General features: G+C 70.9%; 13 protein-coding genes and 1 tRNA gene. 8 read left to right on the top strand and 6 right to left on the bottom strand.

Translation table 11 applies throughout. The features are described from left to right. Nucleotides 1-103: 103 nt before the first annotated feature. Nucleotides 104-1,441, top strand: coding sequence for a lipase family protein (locus tag C3486_RS06360; protein ID WP_107501212.1), 1,338 nt, complete (start codon nt 104-106; stop codon nt 1,439-1,441). A gap of 247 nt (nt 1,442-1,688) precedes the next feature. Then, on the top strand, nt 1,689-1,925 hold the full coding sequence (locus C3486_RS37165; RefSeq protein ID WP_181138461.1) for a hypothetical protein: 237 nt from the start codon (nt 1,689-1,691) through the stop codon (nt 1,923-1,925). Nucleotides 1,926-2,063: 138 nt separating this feature from the next. Here C3486_RS37165 and C3486_RS37915 read toward each other — a convergent pair whose 3' ends face one another. Both C3486_RS37915 and C3486_RS06350 read right to left on the bottom strand, forming a co-directional pair. Then, a complete protein-coding gene (locus tag C3486_RS37915) occupies nt 2,064-2,195 on the bottom strand; it encodes a hypothetical protein (RefSeq protein ID WP_258052632.1) in 132 nt (43 codons plus the stop codon). 361 nt (nt 2,196-2,556) lie between these two features. Continuing rightward, a tRNA-Gly gene (locus C3486_RS06350) sits at nt 2,557-2,630 on the bottom strand. Nucleotides 2,631-3,169: 539 nt separating this feature from the next. Here C3486_RS06350 and dcd point away from each other — a divergent pair. From dcd to C3486_RS06335, 3 genes are all read left to right on the top strand, one after another. Continuing rightward, the gene (gene dcd, locus C3486_RS06345; protein WP_103831592.1) at nt 3,170-3,745 is read left to right on the top strand and encodes a dCTP deaminase; all 576 of its coding nucleotides are present in this window, start codon (nt 3,170-3,172) and stop codon (nt 3,743-3,745) included. A gap of 152 nt (nt 3,746-3,897) precedes the next feature. Further along, nucleotides 3,898-4,395, top strand: coding sequence for a phosphoribosyltransferase (locus C3486_RS06340; RefSeq protein ID WP_103831591.1), 498 nt, complete (start codon nt 3,898-3,900; stop codon nt 4,393-4,395). 125 nt (nt 4,396-4,520) lie between these two features. Next, nucleotides 4,521-6,062, top strand: a complete 1,542-nt coding sequence (locus C3486_RS06335) for a ricin-type beta-trefoil lectin domain protein (protein ID WP_103831590.1) — start codon at nt 4,521-4,523, stop codon at nt 6,060-6,062. Between the two features lie 142 nt (nt 6,063-6,204). On the opposite strand, the gene C3486_RS06330 is transcribed toward C3486_RS06335, so the two are convergent. The 4 genes from C3486_RS06330 to C3486_RS06315 form a co-directional block, all read right to left on the bottom strand. Continuing rightward, the gene (locus tag C3486_RS06330) at nt 6,205-7,161 is read right to left on the bottom strand and encodes a Yip1 family protein (protein WP_103831589.1); all 957 of its coding nucleotides are present in this window, start codon (nt 7,159-7,161) and stop codon (nt 6,205-6,207) included. Between the two features lie 134 nt (nt 7,162-7,295). Further along, nucleotides 7,296-8,759 (bottom strand): FG-GAP-like repeat-containing protein, encoded by a 1,464-nt coding sequence (locus C3486_RS06325; protein WP_103831588.1) that lies wholly within the window; start codon nt 8,757-8,759, stop codon nt 7,296-7,298. Between the two features lie 174 nt (nt 8,760-8,933). Further along, nucleotides 8,934-10,256 carry a VCBS repeat-containing protein gene (locus C3486_RS06320; RefSeq protein ID WP_258052631.1) on the bottom strand — a complete coding sequence of 441 codons (1,323 nt, stop codon included), beginning with the start codon at nt 10,254-10,256 and terminating at the stop codon, nt 8,934-8,936. A 181-nt stretch (nt 10,257-10,437) separates the two neighbouring features. Further along, nucleotides 10,438-12,705 carry a (Fe-S)-binding protein gene (locus C3486_RS06315; protein WP_103831587.1) on the bottom strand — a complete coding sequence of 756 codons (2,268 nt, stop codon included), beginning with the start codon at nt 12,703-12,705 and terminating at the stop codon, nt 10,438-10,440. 442 nt (nt 12,706-13,147) lie between these two features. On the opposite strand from C3486_RS06315, the gene dnaK reads away from it, so the two are divergent. From dnaK to dnaJ, 3 genes are read left to right on the top strand one after another with little or no spacing between them, the layout of a single operon-like run. Further along, entirely contained in the window at nt 13,148-15,004 is a 1,857-nt protein-coding gene (dnaK, locus tag C3486_RS06310) for a molecular chaperone DnaK (protein WP_103831586.1), read from the top strand. Then, complete coding sequence (gene grpE / locus C3486_RS06305) at nt 15,001-15,648, top strand: nucleotide exchange factor GrpE (protein ID WP_103831585.1); 648 nt, start codon at nt 15,001-15,003, stop codon at nt 15,646-15,648. The genes dnaK and grpE overlap by 4 nt, the downstream gene beginning before the upstream one ends. A gap of 39 nt (nt 15,649-15,687) precedes the next feature. Further along, nucleotides 15,688-16,860 (top strand): molecular chaperone DnaJ, encoded by a 1,173-nt coding sequence (gene dnaJ / locus C3486_RS06300; protein WP_103831584.1) that lies wholly within the window; start codon nt 15,688-15,690, stop codon nt 16,858-16,860.

Here is a 16,860-nt window from a genome sequence, read left to right as displayed (position 1 = left end):
CGGCCCACCGTTTCCTGAAGCCGCTCACGGGGGCGAACCCCCGTACGCCTTCGGGCACTTGCCCCAATGTGGCGCACGGGGCGCGAGCGACAGAGTGACAGCCATGACGTCCACCTCGCCCCGCTCCCACGGACGGCGGTTCGCCGCATCCGCCGTCCTGGCCACGGCATGCGCCGCGACCCTCCTCGCACCCTCCGTACCGGCCGCCGCAGCCACCGCGCCCCCTGCCGCCACCGCGCCCCCTGCCGCCACCGTCCCCCGCGCGTCCGCACCCGTACCCACCGCCCACCAGCGGCCGACCACCCCCGGCTCCACCTCCCGCAGCGCTCCGTCCCCCGGCTCCGTCGCCACTGCTCGCGGCTCCGTCGTCTCCGTCACCGAAGTGGCCGACCTGACGGCGGCGGAGGTCGCCACCCGGCTGGCGAAGTCGGGCATCGACGCGGCCCAAGCCCGGTACGGCGTACGGGCGTACCGCGTCGTCCACCGCACCCTCGACGCCAAGGGCACGCCCACCACCGCCAGCGCGCTGGTCGCCGTACCCCGCACCGCCCGCCGGCACCTCCAGGCCGTCTCCTGGCTGCACGGGACCACCGTGTACCGGGGCGACGTGGCCTCGGTGAACGCGGACTCCACCGACCGGGCGGCCGCGCTGCTGTTCGCCGCCACGGGCAAGGCCGTGTCGGCGCCCGACTACCTCGGACTGGGCGTGGGCCCCGGCACCCACCCGTACGGCGATCCGCGGGCGACCGTCGGCGCCGCGCTGGACGCGCTGCGGGCGACCCGCACGGTCCTGCGCAGGGACGGCCGCACCCTGGACCGGCGCGTACAGGTCAGCGGGTTCTCCCAGGGCGGCCCCGCCACGATGATGGTCGGCCGGGCGCTCCAGCGGCACGCGGACCCCTACTTCCGCCTCGGCGGCCTCGCGCCCATCGCCGGCCCCTTCGACCTGAGCGCCTTCGAGGCGGCCGCCGCGAACGACGAGGTCGTCCGCTCCTCCCTCTACCTCGCCTACTTCACGGTCGCCTGGAACCGTCTTTACGGCCTGTACGACGCACCCGGCGAGGCGTTCCGGGCCCCGTACGACACGGTGGTGGAGGAACTCTTCGACGGCGACCACACCTCGTCGCAGATCGCGGCCGCGCTGCCACCCGCCTCGAAGGACCTCTTCACCCCGGCCTTCCTGGACAAGGTGCGCCACCCCACGGGCGAACTGCGCCACCGCCTGAACGCCCTGGACACCACGTGCGACTGGCGCCCCGACGTCCCCGTGCAGCTGTACCACGCCCGCGGCGACAAGGACGTCGCATACGCCAACGCCCTCCACTGCGCCCGCCAGTTGACCGCCAACGGCGTGCCCCCGACGCTGACCGACATCGGCGACGCCGACCACAACACCACGGTCCGCAAGGCCCTGCCGCAGGTGGCCCGCCAGTTCTCCTGACGCCATCGGGCGGGAGGGGCGGCCCGTCGGCTGAGCCCCGGGCGGTCCTGCCCGGGGCTCTTCGTTTCCCCCGAAGGGGACCCGCTCAGGCCCTCAGTAATGCCAGCGATTCGCCCGCGACTGATAGCTGCACGTGATCGTCCGCCCGGCCGCATCCGTGGTGGTGGCCCCCACGTCAGAACTCCGGCAGAACTGCCCCGCGCGATAGCAATTACCGGCATTCGACCGAATGCTGCACAGCTGCGTCTTGGTGGACCCACCGCCCGAAGACGAGCTACCACCCGACCCGGACCCCGAGCCGCCGGCGGAAGACGACCCGCCGCCGCTGGAGCTGCCGCCGGTCGTGCTGCCGGACGCACTGCCCGACGAGGCGCGCGGGGGACGGGCGCACGACTCATTGACCCCGACGATCTTGAACGAGACCTTCGTGCCCTCGTCGTACACACCGGCGGACGGCGTCTGCGAGCACACCTTCCAGTTGTAGGTGTGCACCACGGAGCGCCCCAGCTCGCTCGCGTCCGTGTACGACACCGACCCGGCATGGTGACTGCGCGCCGCCGCCACGGCCTTCTCGAGGTTCCAGCCGGCGTAACTGCCCACCTTGGCCTTGACGACGGCCGGCTCAGAAGGCGTCGCGGAAGCAGACGGCGACGAGGACGCCGAAGCCGAGACAGAAGGCGAAGCGCTGACGGATGCACTGGCCGAAGCCGAGGGCGAGGCCGCCCCCGCACTGTCCTGCTCCCCACCGGAGCACCCCGAGACGCCGAGCACCACCGCAGCGAACCCGGCCACCAGCCCCCCACGAACCCGGGTTCTGGACCACCCCACACCACGCAGAGACATGCAAGCCCCCCCTACTCATCATGCGCAGCCACCGCTGCCCATCCCCACCGCCGCGCCCCACCCCGGGACACTCCCCACCCCGACGGCCACACCGCCCTACATGGCAGATCGAAGGAGATGTTAAACAGACTGTGCAGTTCCTGTGCAGGTTGAGTCCAAAGTGTGACCACAACGGTCGAAACTGCGCGCTCGCGCAAGACGCCCCCGCCGCGCACCACCGACCACCCAAGGCAACGAAAAAGGCCCAGGTCTCCTGACCTGGGCCTCAACTCTGGAGCGGGTGACGGGAATCGAACCCGCGCTCTGAGCTTGGGAAGCTCATGTTCTACCATTAAACTACACCCGCGCAGCCGCCCGATCTTGCAGGGCGTCGCATCGTCGCACACTGTACCTCATCCCCGGCCTCCGGTGCATTTGCCCGTGAGGCCTTTGTCGTGTCCGGGGGCGGTAAGCGGGTGCGGGGTGCGGGAGTTGAGGCGTACGGTGGGGACTCCTCCAGCGTTCGGCATGCCGCCTGGGAGTGCGCCCAGTTCATCCCCTAATGTGGCTTTTGTTGTCCATGCGTTTGGGAGAGGGACTTGATGGAGCGCACCGTCGTCCGTTGTGCCGAGGGGCACGTGTTCAGCACCGCTTCGTTCCCGATGCAGACCACCGACCGGCTCGGTCCCGGTCGGCTGCTGCGGTGCCCGCGCTGTGCGCGGCTGCGCCACGCGGTCCCTGTGCAGCTGGAGAAGCGTTAACCAGGACGGTGAGGGCCCGGTTCCCGGAAGGGGGCCGGGCCCTCGCGGTTGTCCCGGGCGGTGTGGAGGCGGGTGGGGAGCCTGCGGAGGAGCGAGGCGGAAGCGGGATGCGGAGGCCCGGGTACCGGACGCGTATCCTCGTGGCGTGCTTCTCTCAGACAAGGACATCCGGGCCGAGATCGACGCGGGCCGGGTGCGTATCGATCCCTACGACGAGTCGATGGTCCAGCCGTCGAGTATTGATGTGCGCCTCGATCGGTACTTCCGAGTGTTCGAGAACCACCGGTACCCGCACATCGACCCCTCCATCGAGCAGCTCGACCTGACGCGGGAGGTCGTGCCCGAGGGGGACGAGGCCTTCATCCTGCACCCGGGCGAGTTCGTGCTGGCGTCGACGTACGAGGTCATCACGCTGCCGAACGACATCGCGTCCCGGCTCGAGGGCAAGAGCTCGCTGGGGCGGCTGGGGCTGCTGACGCACTCGACGGCCGGGTTCATCGACCCCGGTTTCAGCGGGCACGTCACGCTGGAGCTGAGCAACGTCGCCACGCTGCCGATGAAGCTGTGGCCGGGCATGAAGATCGGGCAGCTGTGCATGTTCCGGCTGACCTCCCCGGCCGAGTTCCCGTACGGGTCGGAGCGGTACGGCTCCCGCTATCAGGGGCAGCGCGGGCCGACGCCCTCGCGGTCCTACAAGAACTTCCACCGTACGCAGGTCTGAGGACCGTGGGCAGGGTCTGAGGACCGTACGCGGGCTGAGGGCCGTGCGCAGGTCCGAGGGCCGTACGGCGGCGGGGGAACGCAGTGGCCCGGTGGCGCGCTCGCAGGGGAGCGGCGCCGCGGGCGGGATCGCTAGAGGGCTGAGAGAGATACGTGAGTGACGTGCGGGAAAATCTGACGTACGAGCGCTTCGGCGTCGCCATCCGCGAGCTGGCGCAGACCATCGCCGACGACGGGTACGAGCCCGATGTCGTGCTGAGCATCGCGCGCGGTGGCGTGTTCGTGGCCGGCGGTCTGGCGTACGCGCTGGACTGCAAGAACATCCACCTGGTGAACGTGGAGTTCTACACGGGCGTGGGCGAGACGCTGGAAATGCCCGTCATGCTGGCGCCGGTGCCGAACGTGATCGACTTCTCCGACAAGAAGGTGCTGATCGCCGACGACGTCGCCGACACCGGCAAGACGCTGAAGCTGGTGCACGACTTCTGTCAGGGCACCGTCGCCGAGGTGCGCAGCGCGGTGATCTACGAGAAGTCGCAGTCGCTGGTGAAGTGCGAGTACGTCTGGCAGCGCACGGACGACTGGATCAACTTCCCGTGGAGCGTCGAGCCGCCGGTCGTGCGGCGCGACGGTCAGGTCCTCGACGCGTGAAGTCCCTTTCCCTGCCGGCCCGTTGAGGCGCAGGGCGAATTCGGGCCATTCCTGTTCCGGGTGTTCCGCCGGTCTCTACCTGCGAGTAGAAACCGGCGGTAACAGCAGACCGGAGGGGAGGCCCAATGGTGCGTGCGAGACGAGGGCGGCGGCTGGTGACCGCAGCCGCCGCCGTGATGATGCTGACCGGCGGCATGACCGTCGCCGGTACGGGGACGAGCATGGCGGCCCAGCCGTCGTACGGGGCGACGGCGATCGCGGCGGACGGCAAGCCGCTGCCGCCCGAGCTGGAGAAGATCCGGGCCCAGGAGGCCACCGCGCTCTACGGTGACCCGGCCGAACGGCCCATGGACCAGCGGAAGACCTCGCTGATCTCCTTGGGCGACAGCGAGATCTCGGGCGAGGGCGTCGGGACGTACGAGCCGGGCACCGACGGGCCGGACAACTGGTGCCACCGCTCGCCGGACGCGGCCATCCACCGGACCGGCATCGCCGCTGACGTGACGTACAACGTCGCCTGCTCGGGCGCGTACACCGGCAACATCGTGATCGGCGGCGCGAAGCAGTACGCCGATGAGCTGGTGCAGAGCGACAGCCTGGCGATCAAGGCCAGGAACACCCGGCTGAAGATGATCGTGCTGGTGGCAGGGGCCAATGACGACCTGCAGTTCGGGCCGGTGATGACCGACTGCGTCGAGCGCTGGTTCCTGCTGCAGGGCGCCTGCGAGCCGAAGTACGCGCCGGGGTGGCAGGCGCGGGTCGACGGGCTGGTGCCCAAGGTCGAGCGGACCGTCGGCGACCTGCGGACGGTGATGCGGGACGCCGGGTACGCGGACGGCGACTACAAGCTCGTGGTGATGGGCTACCCGAGCCCGATCGGTCCGGACATCGAGGACAACCCCCAGTACCCGGGCAAGCTGCCGGGCGGCTGCACCGGGTACACCTCCGACTCCGCCTGGGGGCGCAACGCCGCCGTGCCCGCCTTCGAGAAGGGCATGCGCCGGGTCGCCCGGGAGTCGGGCGCGCTGTATCTCGACGCCTCGCGTCTCTTCCACGGGCACGAGGTGTGCATGGAGGACGCCTGGGCGCGCGGCCTGTACGTGGACCTCTCGCACCCCTTCCCGCCCGACGCCAACTCCGTACGCCAGTCCTTCCACCCCAACGCGCGCGGGCACGCCGCCTTCGCCTCCTGCCTCACCCAGCTCTATGCCTCGGGGCTGCGCGAGGCGTCCTGTGCGGACCCGGCGAGCACGGGGAAGCCGGAGCTGTACGCCGGGGCCTGGGACGACGCGTACCGGCCGCTGAAGAACGCCGGCACGGGGAGCTGTGCGGACGCGACCGGCGGCAGCTCGCGCAACGGCACCAAGGTCGTCGGCTGGGACTGCAACGGGCAGCGGAACCAGGGCTGGTGGTACGACAGCGGCCGGCGGTCGGTGCATGTGGAGCTGACGCAGGACCGGTGCCTGGACGTGCCGGGCGCGGAGTACCGGGCCGGGGCCGGGCTGGTGCTGTGGAACTGCTCGGGCGCGGCCAACCAGCGGTTCGTGAAGGACGGGCAGACCATCCGTCCGGAGGCGGCCCCCGGGCTGTGCCTCACGCTGGCTACGGCGAAGGACGCGCTGCGGCTGCAGAAGTGTGAGGGGGCGGCTACGCAGCGTTTCACGTGAAACACCGCCCGGCGAACGGCAGTCGGGAACGGCTAGCGGCGGCACGGACCGAGGCCCGACCGCCGATCCGTACGCGACAGGGCCCCGTTCCCTCGGAACGGGGCCCTGTCTCAGGATGTGTCGCCGGTGGAGGCGGCGGTCGCTACAGCGTGCCCAGCTTCACCAGAGCGAGCAGGGCGGCCAGCTGGATCGCGGACGCGCCCAGCGCCTTGGACCAGGGCAGGTCGTGCGACCTGCGGACCATCGTGGTGAAGAGATAGCCGGCCGCGAGCCAGGTCAGCCAGCCGATGACCTGTACGAGCGTGCTGTCGCCGCCCAGGAACATCGCGAAGAGCAGCCGCGGCGCGTCCGTGATCGACATGATCAGCATGGACAGGCCGACGGTCGGCTGCCAGGCACCGTCGCCGCCGAGCTGCCGCGCGAGGGTGTGGGTCACGGCACCCAGGATCAGCCCGCCGACCACGAACATCACGCCGGTGATCAGCACCCACGGGATGCTCTGCGACAGCGTGGCGTTCAGCACGTCCTCGCGGGCGGCGTCGAAGCCGAAGACGGCCAGCAGGCCGTAGACGAACGTCACGACGAGGGCCGGGGCCCACACCGCGTAGTCGCGCATCTGCCAGAACGTCTGGTCGGGCCGCATCACGATGCCGCTCAGCAGCTGCTTCCAGTGCAGCCGCGGGCCGGCCGACGGAGCGGCCGACTGGCCGGCCTGGTAGGTGCTGCCGCCGCTGTACTGGCCGCTGTCGTACGACCCGCCGTACTGGCCGCCGTACTGATCGCCGTACGCGTCGGGCGCCTCGCCCAGGCTGAACTGCTGCGTGCTGCCCGGCGCGTCCGAGCGGGGCGCGCCGCCGTAGGGCGACTGCTGCGGGGCGTGCCCCGGATCGCCGAAGTACTCCGGCTCGCCGTGCTGCCCGCCCCCGTGCGCGCCGTACTGCTGCCACTGGCCCCCTGGGCCCTGGCCACCGTACGGCGCCTGCTGACCGTGGGGTGCCTGGCCGTACGGGGCCTGCTGCCCGTAAGGAGCCTGCTGACCGTACGGGGCCTGCCCCTGCTGCCCCTGCTGCGCGGTACGGGAGTCCCGCCCGCGACCCATCCTGAATCCAGCCACGGTTCGAACGTACCTGGTCCCGGCGGTCCGCACGCGGGAGAGCCGGGACAGGCCGGGCATTGCTGCCGACCTGTGACATCCCCTAGGGGATTCCCGGCGGGGGCGGCGAGGCGCCCGGGTCAGCCCGCCATGACCGCGCCGAGCTGGGGCCGGCCGGTGGTCGGTACGCCGACCGCGCTCGGCGCCACCGAGCGGGCGCCGGCGGTGCCGATGCGGGTGCCGTCGGACGGCAGGGAGACGGCCGAGCCGTTGCCGTCGTTCTCGTAGCTCACGCCCACGGACAGGTCGGCCTTGCCGTCGCCGTTCGTGTCGGAGAGGAAGACCTCGGTGCCGAAGAGGTCGTTGTCCTCGGAGGCGCCGGGCACGCCCGGAATGTCCTGGTGGAAGTACTGGACTCCGTGGACGGTGTCGATGCCGGACGCGGAGCCGCGCAGCACGGTCACCGAGCCGGTGTCCGTGACGCCGTCGATGTCCTCGCCGGCCGCGCCGATCGCCAGGTCCTGGCGGCCGTCGCCGTCGATGTCGCCGAGGGAGACCTCGTAGCCGAAGCTGTCACCGTTCTCGGAGTTGCCCGGGACCGCGCCGGACTCCTGGGTGATGGTGTCCATCCGGCTGGTGGGGCCGCTCGCCGAGCCGTAGATCACGTTGACCTTGCCGCCCTTGGTGGTGCCGGGAACGACGTTCGCGTCCCAGTGCATGCCGGTGACCAGGTCGCCGAAGCCGTCGCCGTCCGTGTCACCGATGGCGGTGATGAAGCCGGCCGGCAGCTTGCGCGCGGCGGAGCCGGACAGGCCGGAGGCCGAGCCGGGCACGTAGTAGTTGGCGTTGTAGTAGTTCTCGCCGTCGTCCGCGGCGTTCTGGTAGCCGTCGACGACCAGGTCGGTGCGGCCGTCCGCGGTGACGTCGCCCGCGGTGAGCTGGAGGATGCCGGTGCCGGAGCCGCCGAGGACCGGCAGCGCGACCGCCGACTCGGCAGCGGGCACGCCGGCCGTGCTGAAGCCGCCCTTGAGGACGCGGAGCGTCGCGGAGCTGGTGCCGACGGCCAGGTCGGTCTTCTTGTCCCCGTCGAAGTCGCCCGCGGCGAGCGCGTTGCCGAAGCGGTCGTGCTTGGTCGGGGCCGGGTCCGGGACCGTGGCGGCGCGCGATATGCCGGAGGCGGAGCCCCAGAGGATCTGTACGGTGCCGCCGTCGGTGTCGCCCGAGACGTCCTCGTACGGGGCGGCGACGGCGAGGTCCGCGTATCCGTCGGCGTTGAAGTCGCCGGCCGAGGTGGCCAGGCCGAAGTTGTCGCCGGTCTCCGCGGCGCCCGGCACCCCGGCGGTGTCCTGGGTGAAGGTGGCGTGCCGGGCGGCGGACACCCCGGTGGCCGAGCCGTACAGGACGGTGACCGCGCCGGCGTTCTTGTGGCCGGCGACGGTGGCGGCGGGGGCCGCGACGGCGAGGTCACGGTAGCCGTCGCCGTTGAAGTCGCCCTGCAGGCCGCTGCCCGCTGCGGCCGCCGGGCCGGTGGAGAGGGTGAGCAGAGCGCCGGTCAGGGACGCCGCGGCTGCGGTGGCCAGGACCGTACGAAGGTGCTTGGGCACGCTGGTTCTCCTGCTGCATGCGGGACGCGGGGCGCGTCCCGTCCGGATGAAGGCCGTCCGCCGCCGTGCTTCACCGGTCATTCGCCGGGAGTTGGGCGGCAGTTGGCGATCACAAGACCCCCGAGGGGGCGGGAGGGTTGCACGCCGCACGCGCCCGACGGGCGCGCCGGGCACTCACTCCGAGAAGGCCGCGGTGCTGAAGGAGGCCGTGGGTTCCGCAGCGAAGCCCGAGGGCGTGCCCCGGTGCACCGTGACCGCGTCCCGGCCTCCCGAGACGGTGCGGAGCACCAGGTCGGCCCGGCCGTCGTGGTCGAAGTCGGCCAGCCGGAGCACGTCCGGGCGGGCGCCGGACGGCATGCCGGGGGCCCTCGGTACGGGCTGTGCGCGGTCGGCGCGCAGGCCGCCGGCCGAGCCGGGGAGGAGCACCGGGCGGGCCGTACCGCCCCATACGACCAGGTCCGTGCGGCCGTCCCCGGTCACGTCCCCCGCCGCCACCGAGCGCCCTGCCACCCGTACGGACGCGCCGCGCGGGGCCGCCGTCCCGATGCCGTACCGCACGGCGAGCCGGCCGTCCCCGGCGACCACCGCGTCCACCGAGCCGCCGCCGTCGAACCGGCCGAACGCCGCCGCGTACCCCGCCGGCAGCGCGGCGCCCGCGGTGGCCGGCCCCCGCGCGCCGCCCAGCGCCAGCCGGCTCCGCGCGCTCCGGCCCCCGGAACCGGACCGTACGAGCAGGTCGTCGGCGCCGTCGCGGTCCGCGTCGACGGGCGACGGCAGCCCGGCGAGCACCGTTCCGGGGACGTCCAGCGGCGGGCCGGCCGCCCTGGGCGCGCCCTGCCGGGTGAACGGGCCGCGCAGGAAGCTCGCCCGCGGCCCGGACGCGGTGACCACCAGGTCCTGCGCGCCGTCGCCGTCGAAGTCGCCGCACACCGGCTGGTCGGGCCACTCGTTGCCGAAGCGGGCCCGGTCCGGGATGCGCAGCTTCACGGCGCGCGCGGTGAGCCCGGCGGGGGAGCCGAACAGGATCTGCACGGGGACCGGCGGGCGGCCCCGGCCGTCGTACGGCGGGTCGGTGCTGACCACGAGGTCGGTGAAGCCGTCACCGTCCAGGTCGCAGGCGGCCTCCGCGTCGAAGACGGCCGGTACGACGCCCTTGGTGGGGGCGGCGTGCCGGGCCGGGGTGAGGAGCCGGCGCGCGGCCGGGTCGAGGCCGTGGGCCGAGCCGTAGACGATGCCGATGCCCGGGTCGTCGTCGTGGCTGTCGTCGGGGTTGAGCAGCGAGTCCAGTACCAGATCGGGGTGGCCGTCGCCGTTGAAGTCGTCCGCCGTCCTGCTGCCCTTGCCGTGCGGGACGGGCCGGGGCGGCGGGCCCTGGGCGGCGTCCGCCGTCGGCCGCGCGTCCGCACCGGCCGGGGCCGGACCGCAGCCCGCCGCCAGCAGTGCGCAGCAGAGCGCGGCGCCCGCCGCCAGTGCCGCTCGTGTTCCCCGGTACCGCACTTCGCCCCCCAGCGCCCCACCCGTACCCAGCGCCTCATCGTCGCACGGACATACGCCGTGCGCCCGTACGTTCATCCGGTTCCGGACACCGGCGCGCGGGCGGGCGGTAACGGCCCCGACAGACGGCGACGGCCGGCCCCGCGGGTGCGGGACCGGCCGTCGGAGGAACGTGCGGCGGGGCTTACTTGACCGGCTCGGGCTCCGGCTCGTCGGCGGGCTCGGCCTCGCCGGCCGGGTCGGCCGGGGTCTTCACGGAGTCCAGCAGCAGCTGGGCCACGTCGACGACCTGGACGTTCTCGCTGACCTTGCCGTCGTTCTTCTTGCCGTTGACCGAGTCGGTCAGCATCACCAGGCAGAACGGGCAGGCGGTGGAGACGATGTCCGGGTTGAGGGACAGCGCCTCGTCCACGCGCTCGTTGTTGATGCGCTTGCCGATGCGCTCTTCCATCCACATCCGGGCGCCGCCGGCGCCGCAGCAGAAGCCGCGTTCCTTGTGGCGGTGCATCTCCTCGTTCCGCAGGCCCGGCACCTTGGCGATGATCTCGCGCGGCGGCGTGTAGACCTTGTTGTGGCGGCCCAGGTAGCAGGGGTCGTGGTAGGTGATCAGACCCTCGACCGGGGTGACGGGGGTGAGCCGGCCCTCGTCGATGAGGTGCTGCAGCAGCTGGGTGTGGTGGATGACCTCGTACTCGCCGCCCAGCTGCGGGTACTCGTTCGCGATCGTGTTGAAGCAGTGCGGGCAGGTCGCGACGATCTTCTTCTTGGACTTCGGCTTCTTGGTCGACTCGTCCTCGTCGTCCTCGCCGAAGGCCGCGTTCAGCGTGGCGACGTTCTCCGCGCCCAGCTGCTGGAAGAGGAACTCGTTGCCCAGGCGGCGCGGGGAGTCACCGGTGCACTTCTCGTCGCCACCCATGATCGCGAAGTTGACGCCCGCGATGTGCAGCAGCTCGGCGAAGGCCTTGGTGGTCTTCTTGGCGCGGTCCTCCAGGGCGCCGGCGCAGCCGACCCAGTACAGGTAGTCGACCTCGGTGAGGTCCTCGACGTCCTTGCCGACGACCGGGACCTCGAAGTCGACCTCCTTGGTCCAGGCGAGGCGCTGCTTCTTGGCCAGGCCCCAGGGGTTGCCCTTCTTCTCCAGGTTCTTCAGCATCGTGCCGGCCTCGCTGGGGAAGCTGGACTCGATCATGACCTGGTAGCGGCGCATGTCGACGATGTGGTCGATGTGCTCGATGTCGACCGGGCACTGCTCGACGCAGGCGCCGCAGGTGGTGCAGGACCACAGGACGTCGGGGTCGATGACGCCGTTCTCTTCGAGGGTGCCGATCAGCGGGCGCTCGGCCTCGGCCAGCGCGGACGCGGGCACGTCCTTCAGCTGCTCCTCGGAGGCCTTCTCCTCGCCCTCCATGGTCTTGCCGCCGCCGGCCAGCAGGTAGGGCGCCTTGGCGTGCGCGTGGTCCCGCAGCGCCATGATCATGAGCTTCGGGGAGAGCGGCTTGCCGGTGTTCCAGGCCGGGCACTGGCTCTGGCAGCGGCCGCACTCGGTGCAGGTGGAGAAGTCGAGGATGCCCTTCCAGGAGAAGTGCTCGACCTGGGAGACGCCGAACTGGTCGTCCTCGCCCGGGTCCTCGAAGTCGATCTCCTTGCCCTCGGAGGTCATCGGCAGCAGCGCGCCGAGCGACGGCTCACCGGTGGCGTTGCGCTTGAAGAAGATGTTGGGGAAGGCCAGGAAGCGGTGCCAGGCGATGCCCATGTCGGTCTTGAGCGCGACCGTGATCATCCAGATGAAGGAGGTCGCGATCTTCAGTCCGGCGAAGAAGTAGGTGAGGTTCTGGAGCGTCGGGACGTCCAGGCCCTCCAGCCAGGAGACCACCGGGTACGAGATGAAGAACGAGGCCTCGTAGCCGTCCACGTGGTGCTGGGCGCCCTCCAGCGCGTGCAGCATGAAGATGCAGACGCCGACGATGAGGATGACGGCCTCGACGAAGTACGCCTGGCCGAAGCTGGAGCCCGCGAAGCGGGACTTGCGGCCCGCGTCGCCCGGCCGGTTCAGCTGCCGGATGACGATCAGGGTCAGGATGCCGAGGACCGTCATCGTGCCGATGAACTCGACGAAGACGTTGTACGGCGCCCACTCGCCGATGACCGGCAGCAGCCAGTCGGCCTTGAAGAGCTGGCCGATGGCGTTGACGATCGTCAGCAGCAGCGAGAAGAAGCCCACCGCGACGAACCAGTGCGCCGCGCCGACGATGCCCCACTTGTTCATCCGGGTGTGGCCGAGGAACTCCTTGACCACCGTGAAGGTGCGCTGCGTGGGGTCGTTGGTCCGGAGACCGGCGGGTACGGACTGGCCGAGCCGCATGTAGCGGACGATCTGCACGATCGCGCGGCCGAACAGTGCGACGCCGACCGCGATTAGGACCAGCGACACGATGATCGCGGCGAGTTGCATGGGGGCTCCTCGGGCCTGCGTGAGCGGGAATCTACGAGGTCTCTGTGGGGGACGTGACGGTCAACTACTAAGCAGTAACTTAGTCAATCAGTGCTGAGATTACCCACTATTCACGCAGTGCTGTACCAGCTGCGGCGGTGATCTGCGTCGCTGAGGGTGGCCTAAGGGTGCCCTACCCGCCACCGCGCCCGTGTGCGTACGACACGCCGGAGATGCGCCGGCCGCCCATGAGGAGGAGGCTGGGGGCGTCGGCGACATGCGCGGCGCCTCTCTTCCGTACGGCCCGCCGCCCCTCCCGCACCGCTTTGACCTGCGTAAATGAATCCTGTGCGCAAATCTTCGGCAGAAGACTTGAGTGGCCGTGACTCAGGTCCTTTGACAGGGTCGGATCTCTGGTGCACCCTTGAGCCAGTTCCACTCAATGTCAGCTGGAGGAATCGAAATGGCACGTGCGGTCGGCATCGACCTGGGCACGACGAACTCCGTCGTCAGTGTTCTCGAAGGCGGTGAGCCCACCGTCATCACCAACGCCGAGGGCGCCAGGACCACGCCGTCCGTCGTCGCCTTCGCCAAGAACGGTGAGGTGCTCGTCGGCGAGGTCGCCAAGCGCCAGGCGGTCACGAACGTCGACAGGACCATCCGGTCGGTCAAGCGCCACATGGGCACCGACTGGAAGGTGGACATCGACGACAAGAGCTTCAACCCGCAGCAGATCTCCGCGTTCATCCTGCAGAAGCTGAAGCGTGACGCGGAGTCCTACCTCGGCGAGAAGGTCACGGACGCGGTCATCACCGTTCCGGCGTACTTCAACGACTCCGAGCGCCAGGCCACCAAGGAGGCCGGCGAGATCGCGGGCCTGAACGTCCTGCGCATCGTCAACGAGCCCACCTCCGCGGCGCTGGCGTACGGCCTGGAGAAGGAAGACCAGACCATCCTGGTCTTCGACCTCGGTGGCGGTACCTTCGACGTCTCGCTGCTGGAGATCGGCGACGGTGTCGTCGAGGTCAAGGCCACCAACGGTGACAACCAGCTCGGTGGTGACGACTGGGACCAGCGCGTCGTCGACTACCTGGTCAAGCAGTTCCAGAACGGCCACGGCGTCGACCTGTCCAAGGACAAGATGGCGCTCCAGCGTCTGCGCGAGGCCGCGGAGAAGGCGAAGATCGAGCTGTCGTCCTCCACCGAGACGACGATCAACCTGCCCTACATCACCGCCTCCGCCGAGGGCCCGCTGCACCTGGACGAGAAGCTCACCCGCTCGCAGTTCCAGCAGCTGACGGCCGACCTGCTCGAGCGCTGCAAGATCCCGTTCCACAACGTCATCAAGGACGCCGGCATCCAGCTGTCCGAGATCGACCACGTGGTCCTGGTCGGCGGTTCGACCCGTATGCCGGCCGTCGCCGAGCTCGTCAAGGAGCTGACCGGCGGCAAGGACGCCAACAAGGGCGTCAACCCGGACGAGGTCGTCGCCATCGGTGCGTCGCTGCAGGCCGGTGTCCTCAAGGGTGAGGTCAAGGACGTTCTCCTCCTCGACGTCACCCCGCTGTCCCTCGGTATCGAGACCAAGGGCGGCATCATGACCAAGCTCATCGAGCGGAACACGACGATCCCGACCAAGCGTTCGGAGATCTTCACCACCGCCGAGGACAACCAGCCGTCGGTGCAGATCCAGGTCTACCAGGGCGAGCGCGAGATCGCGGCGTACAACAAGAAGCTCGGCATGTTCGAGCTGACCGGTCTGCCGCCGGCCCCGCGCGGTGTGCCGCAGATCGAGGTCTCCTTCGACATCGACGCCAACGGCATCATGCACGTGACCGCGAAGGACCTCGGCACGGGCAAGGAGCAGAAGATGACCGTCACCGGCGGCTCCTCGCTCCCGAAGGAAGAGGTCGACCGCATGCGCGAGGAGGCCGAGCGCTACGCGGACGAGGACCACAAGCGCCGCGAGGCCGCCGAGACGCGCAACCAGGGCGAGCAGCTCGTCTACCAGACGGAGAAGTTCCTCAAGGACAACGAGGAGAAGGTCCCCGCCGAGGTGAAGACCGAGGTCGAGACCGCCGTCGGCGAGCTGAAGGAGAAGCTCAAGGGCGAGGACACGGCCGAGATCCGTACCGCGACGGAGAAGGTCGCCGCCGTCTCGCAGAAGCTGGGCCAGGCCATGTACGCCGACGCCCAGGGCGCGCAGGCCGCGGGCGGTGCCGAGGGTGCCGCCGCCGGTGACCAGGCCAAGGCCGACGACGATGTCGTCGACGCCGAGATCGTGGACGACGAGAAGCCCAAGAAGGACGGTGCCGCGTGACGGAGGAGACCCCGGGCTTCGAGGAGAAGCCTGACGTCCCCTCTGACGCCGCAGCCACTGACGATGCGGCGCAGGGCGCCGGGTCCGCCGACAAGGCGGGCCCGGCCCCGGCCGGGGACGCGAACCAGGACGCCGGCCTGGTGGCCCAGCTGGACCAGGTGCGCACCGCGCTCAACGAGCGCACCGCGGACCTCCAGCGCCTTCAGGCCGAGTACCAGAACTACCGCCGGCGGGTCGAGCGCGACCGCGTGACGGTCAAGGAGATCGCTGCGGCGAACCTCCTGTCCGAGCTCCTGCCGGTACTGGACGACATCGGCCGTGCCCGCGAGCACGGTGAGCTGGTCGGCGGCTTCAAGTCCGTCGGCGAGTCGATCGAGACGGTCGTCGCCAAGCTCGGTCTGCAGCAGTTCGGCAAGGAGGGCGAGCCCTTCGACCCGACGATCCACGAGGCGCTGATGCACTCGTACGCACCGGACGTCACGGAGACGACGTGCGTTGCGATCCTGCAGCCGGGGTATCGGATCGGCGAGCGAACGATTCGCCCCGCGCGGGTCGCGGTCGCCGAGCCCCAGCCGGGGGCCCAGCCCGCCAAGTCCGAGGAGAAGTCGTCGGACGAGGAGAGCGGTGGCCCGGACGAGGGCTGACGTGAGAAGCAGGACAGTACGGGAGGAGGGACGTCGGGGATGAGCACCAAGGACTTCGTCGAGAAGGACTACTACAAGGTCCTCGGCGTCCCGAAGGACGCCACCGACGCCGAGATCAAGAAGGCGTACCGCAAGCTGGCCCGGGAGAACCACCCCGACGCCAACAAGGGTGACGCCAAGGCGGAGGACCGCTTCAAGGAGATCTCCGAGGCCCACGACGTCCTGGGCGACCCCAAGCGGCGCAAGGAGTACGACGAGGCACGGGCGCTGTTCGGCAACGGCGGCTTCCGCCCCGGGCCCGGCGGCGCCGGCGGCGGCAGCTTCAACTTCGACCTGGGCGACCTCTTCGGCGGTGCCCAGGGCGGCGCCGGCGGCTTCGGCGGCGGCCTCGGGGACGTGTTCGGCGGCCTGTTCAACCGGGGCGGCGGCGCCGGTACGCGTACGCAGCCGCGCCGCGGCCAGGACGTCGAGTCCGAGGTGACGCTCAGCTTCACCGAGGCGGTGGACGGGGCCACGGTCCCGCTGCGGATGTCCAGCCAGGCGCCCTGCAAGGCGTGTTCCGGCACCGGCGACAAGAACGGCACCCCGCGGGTCTGCCCGACCTGCGTGGGCACCGGACAGGTCAGCCGGGGCGCGGGCGGCGGCTTCTCGCTCACCGACCCGTGCGCCGACTGCAAGGGCCGCGGCCTGATCGCGGAGCACCCCTGCGACGTGTGCAAGGGCAGCGGCCGCGCCACCAGCGCGCGCACGATGCAGGTGCGCATCCCCGCGGGCGTCTCCGACGGGCAGCGGATCCGGCTGCGCGGCAAGGGCGCTCCGGGCGAGCGCGGCGGGCCCAACGGCGATCTGTACGTCGTCGTGCACGTCGGCGCGCACCCGGTCTTCGGTCGCAAGGGCGACAACCTCACCGTCACCGTGCCGGTCACCTTCCCGGAGGCGGCCCTCGGCGGCGAGGTGAAGGTGCCGACGCTGGGCGGGCCGCCGGTCACCCTGAAGATCCCGGCCGGCACGCCGAACGGCCGGACGATGCGTGCCCGCGGCAAGGGCGCGGCGCGCAAGGACGGCACCCGGGGCGACCTCCTGGTCACCATCGAGGTGGTCGTGCCCAAGGACCTCAGCGACAAGGCGAAGGACGCGCTGGAGTCCTATCGCGAGGCGACCGCGGGTGAGGACCCGAGGTCGGAGCTCTTCCAGGCCGCGAAGGGAGCTTGA

Origin of the sequence: Streptomyces sp. Ru73 (assembly GCF_002920575.1) — a bacterium.
In the GTDB taxonomy this organism is placed as follows: domain Bacteria; phylum Actinomycetota; class Actinomycetes; order Streptomycetales; family Streptomycetaceae; genus Streptomyces.
Note: the sequence above shows the minus strand (reverse complement) of the source record. Positions and strands in the feature narration are given on the sequence as shown.

Bases quoted from the DNA above. Each gene is read 5' to 3' on its own strand.
- C3486_RS06360 (WP_107501212.1), top strand. From the start codon at position 104: ATGACGTCCACCTCGCCCCGCTCCCACGGACGGCGGTTCGCCGCATCC.
- C3486_RS06335 (WP_103831590.1), top strand. From the start codon at position 4,521: ATGGTGCGTGCGAGACGAGGGCGGCGGCTGGTGACCGCAGCCGCCGCC.
- C3486_RS06330 (WP_103831589.1), bottom strand. From the start codon at position 7,161: ATGGGTCGCGGGCGGGACTCCCGTACCGCGCAGCAGGGGCAGCAGGGG.
- C3486_RS06315 (WP_103831587.1), bottom strand. From the start codon at position 12,705: ATGCAACTCGCCGCGATCATCGTGTCGCTGGTCCTAATCGCGGTCGGC.
- dnaK (WP_103831586.1), top strand. From the start codon at position 13,148: ATGGCACGTGCGGTCGGCATCGACCTGGGCACGACGAACTCCGTCGTC.
- dnaJ (WP_103831584.1), top strand. From the start codon at position 15,688: ATGAGCACCAAGGACTTCGTCGAGAAGGACTACTACAAGGTCCTCGGC.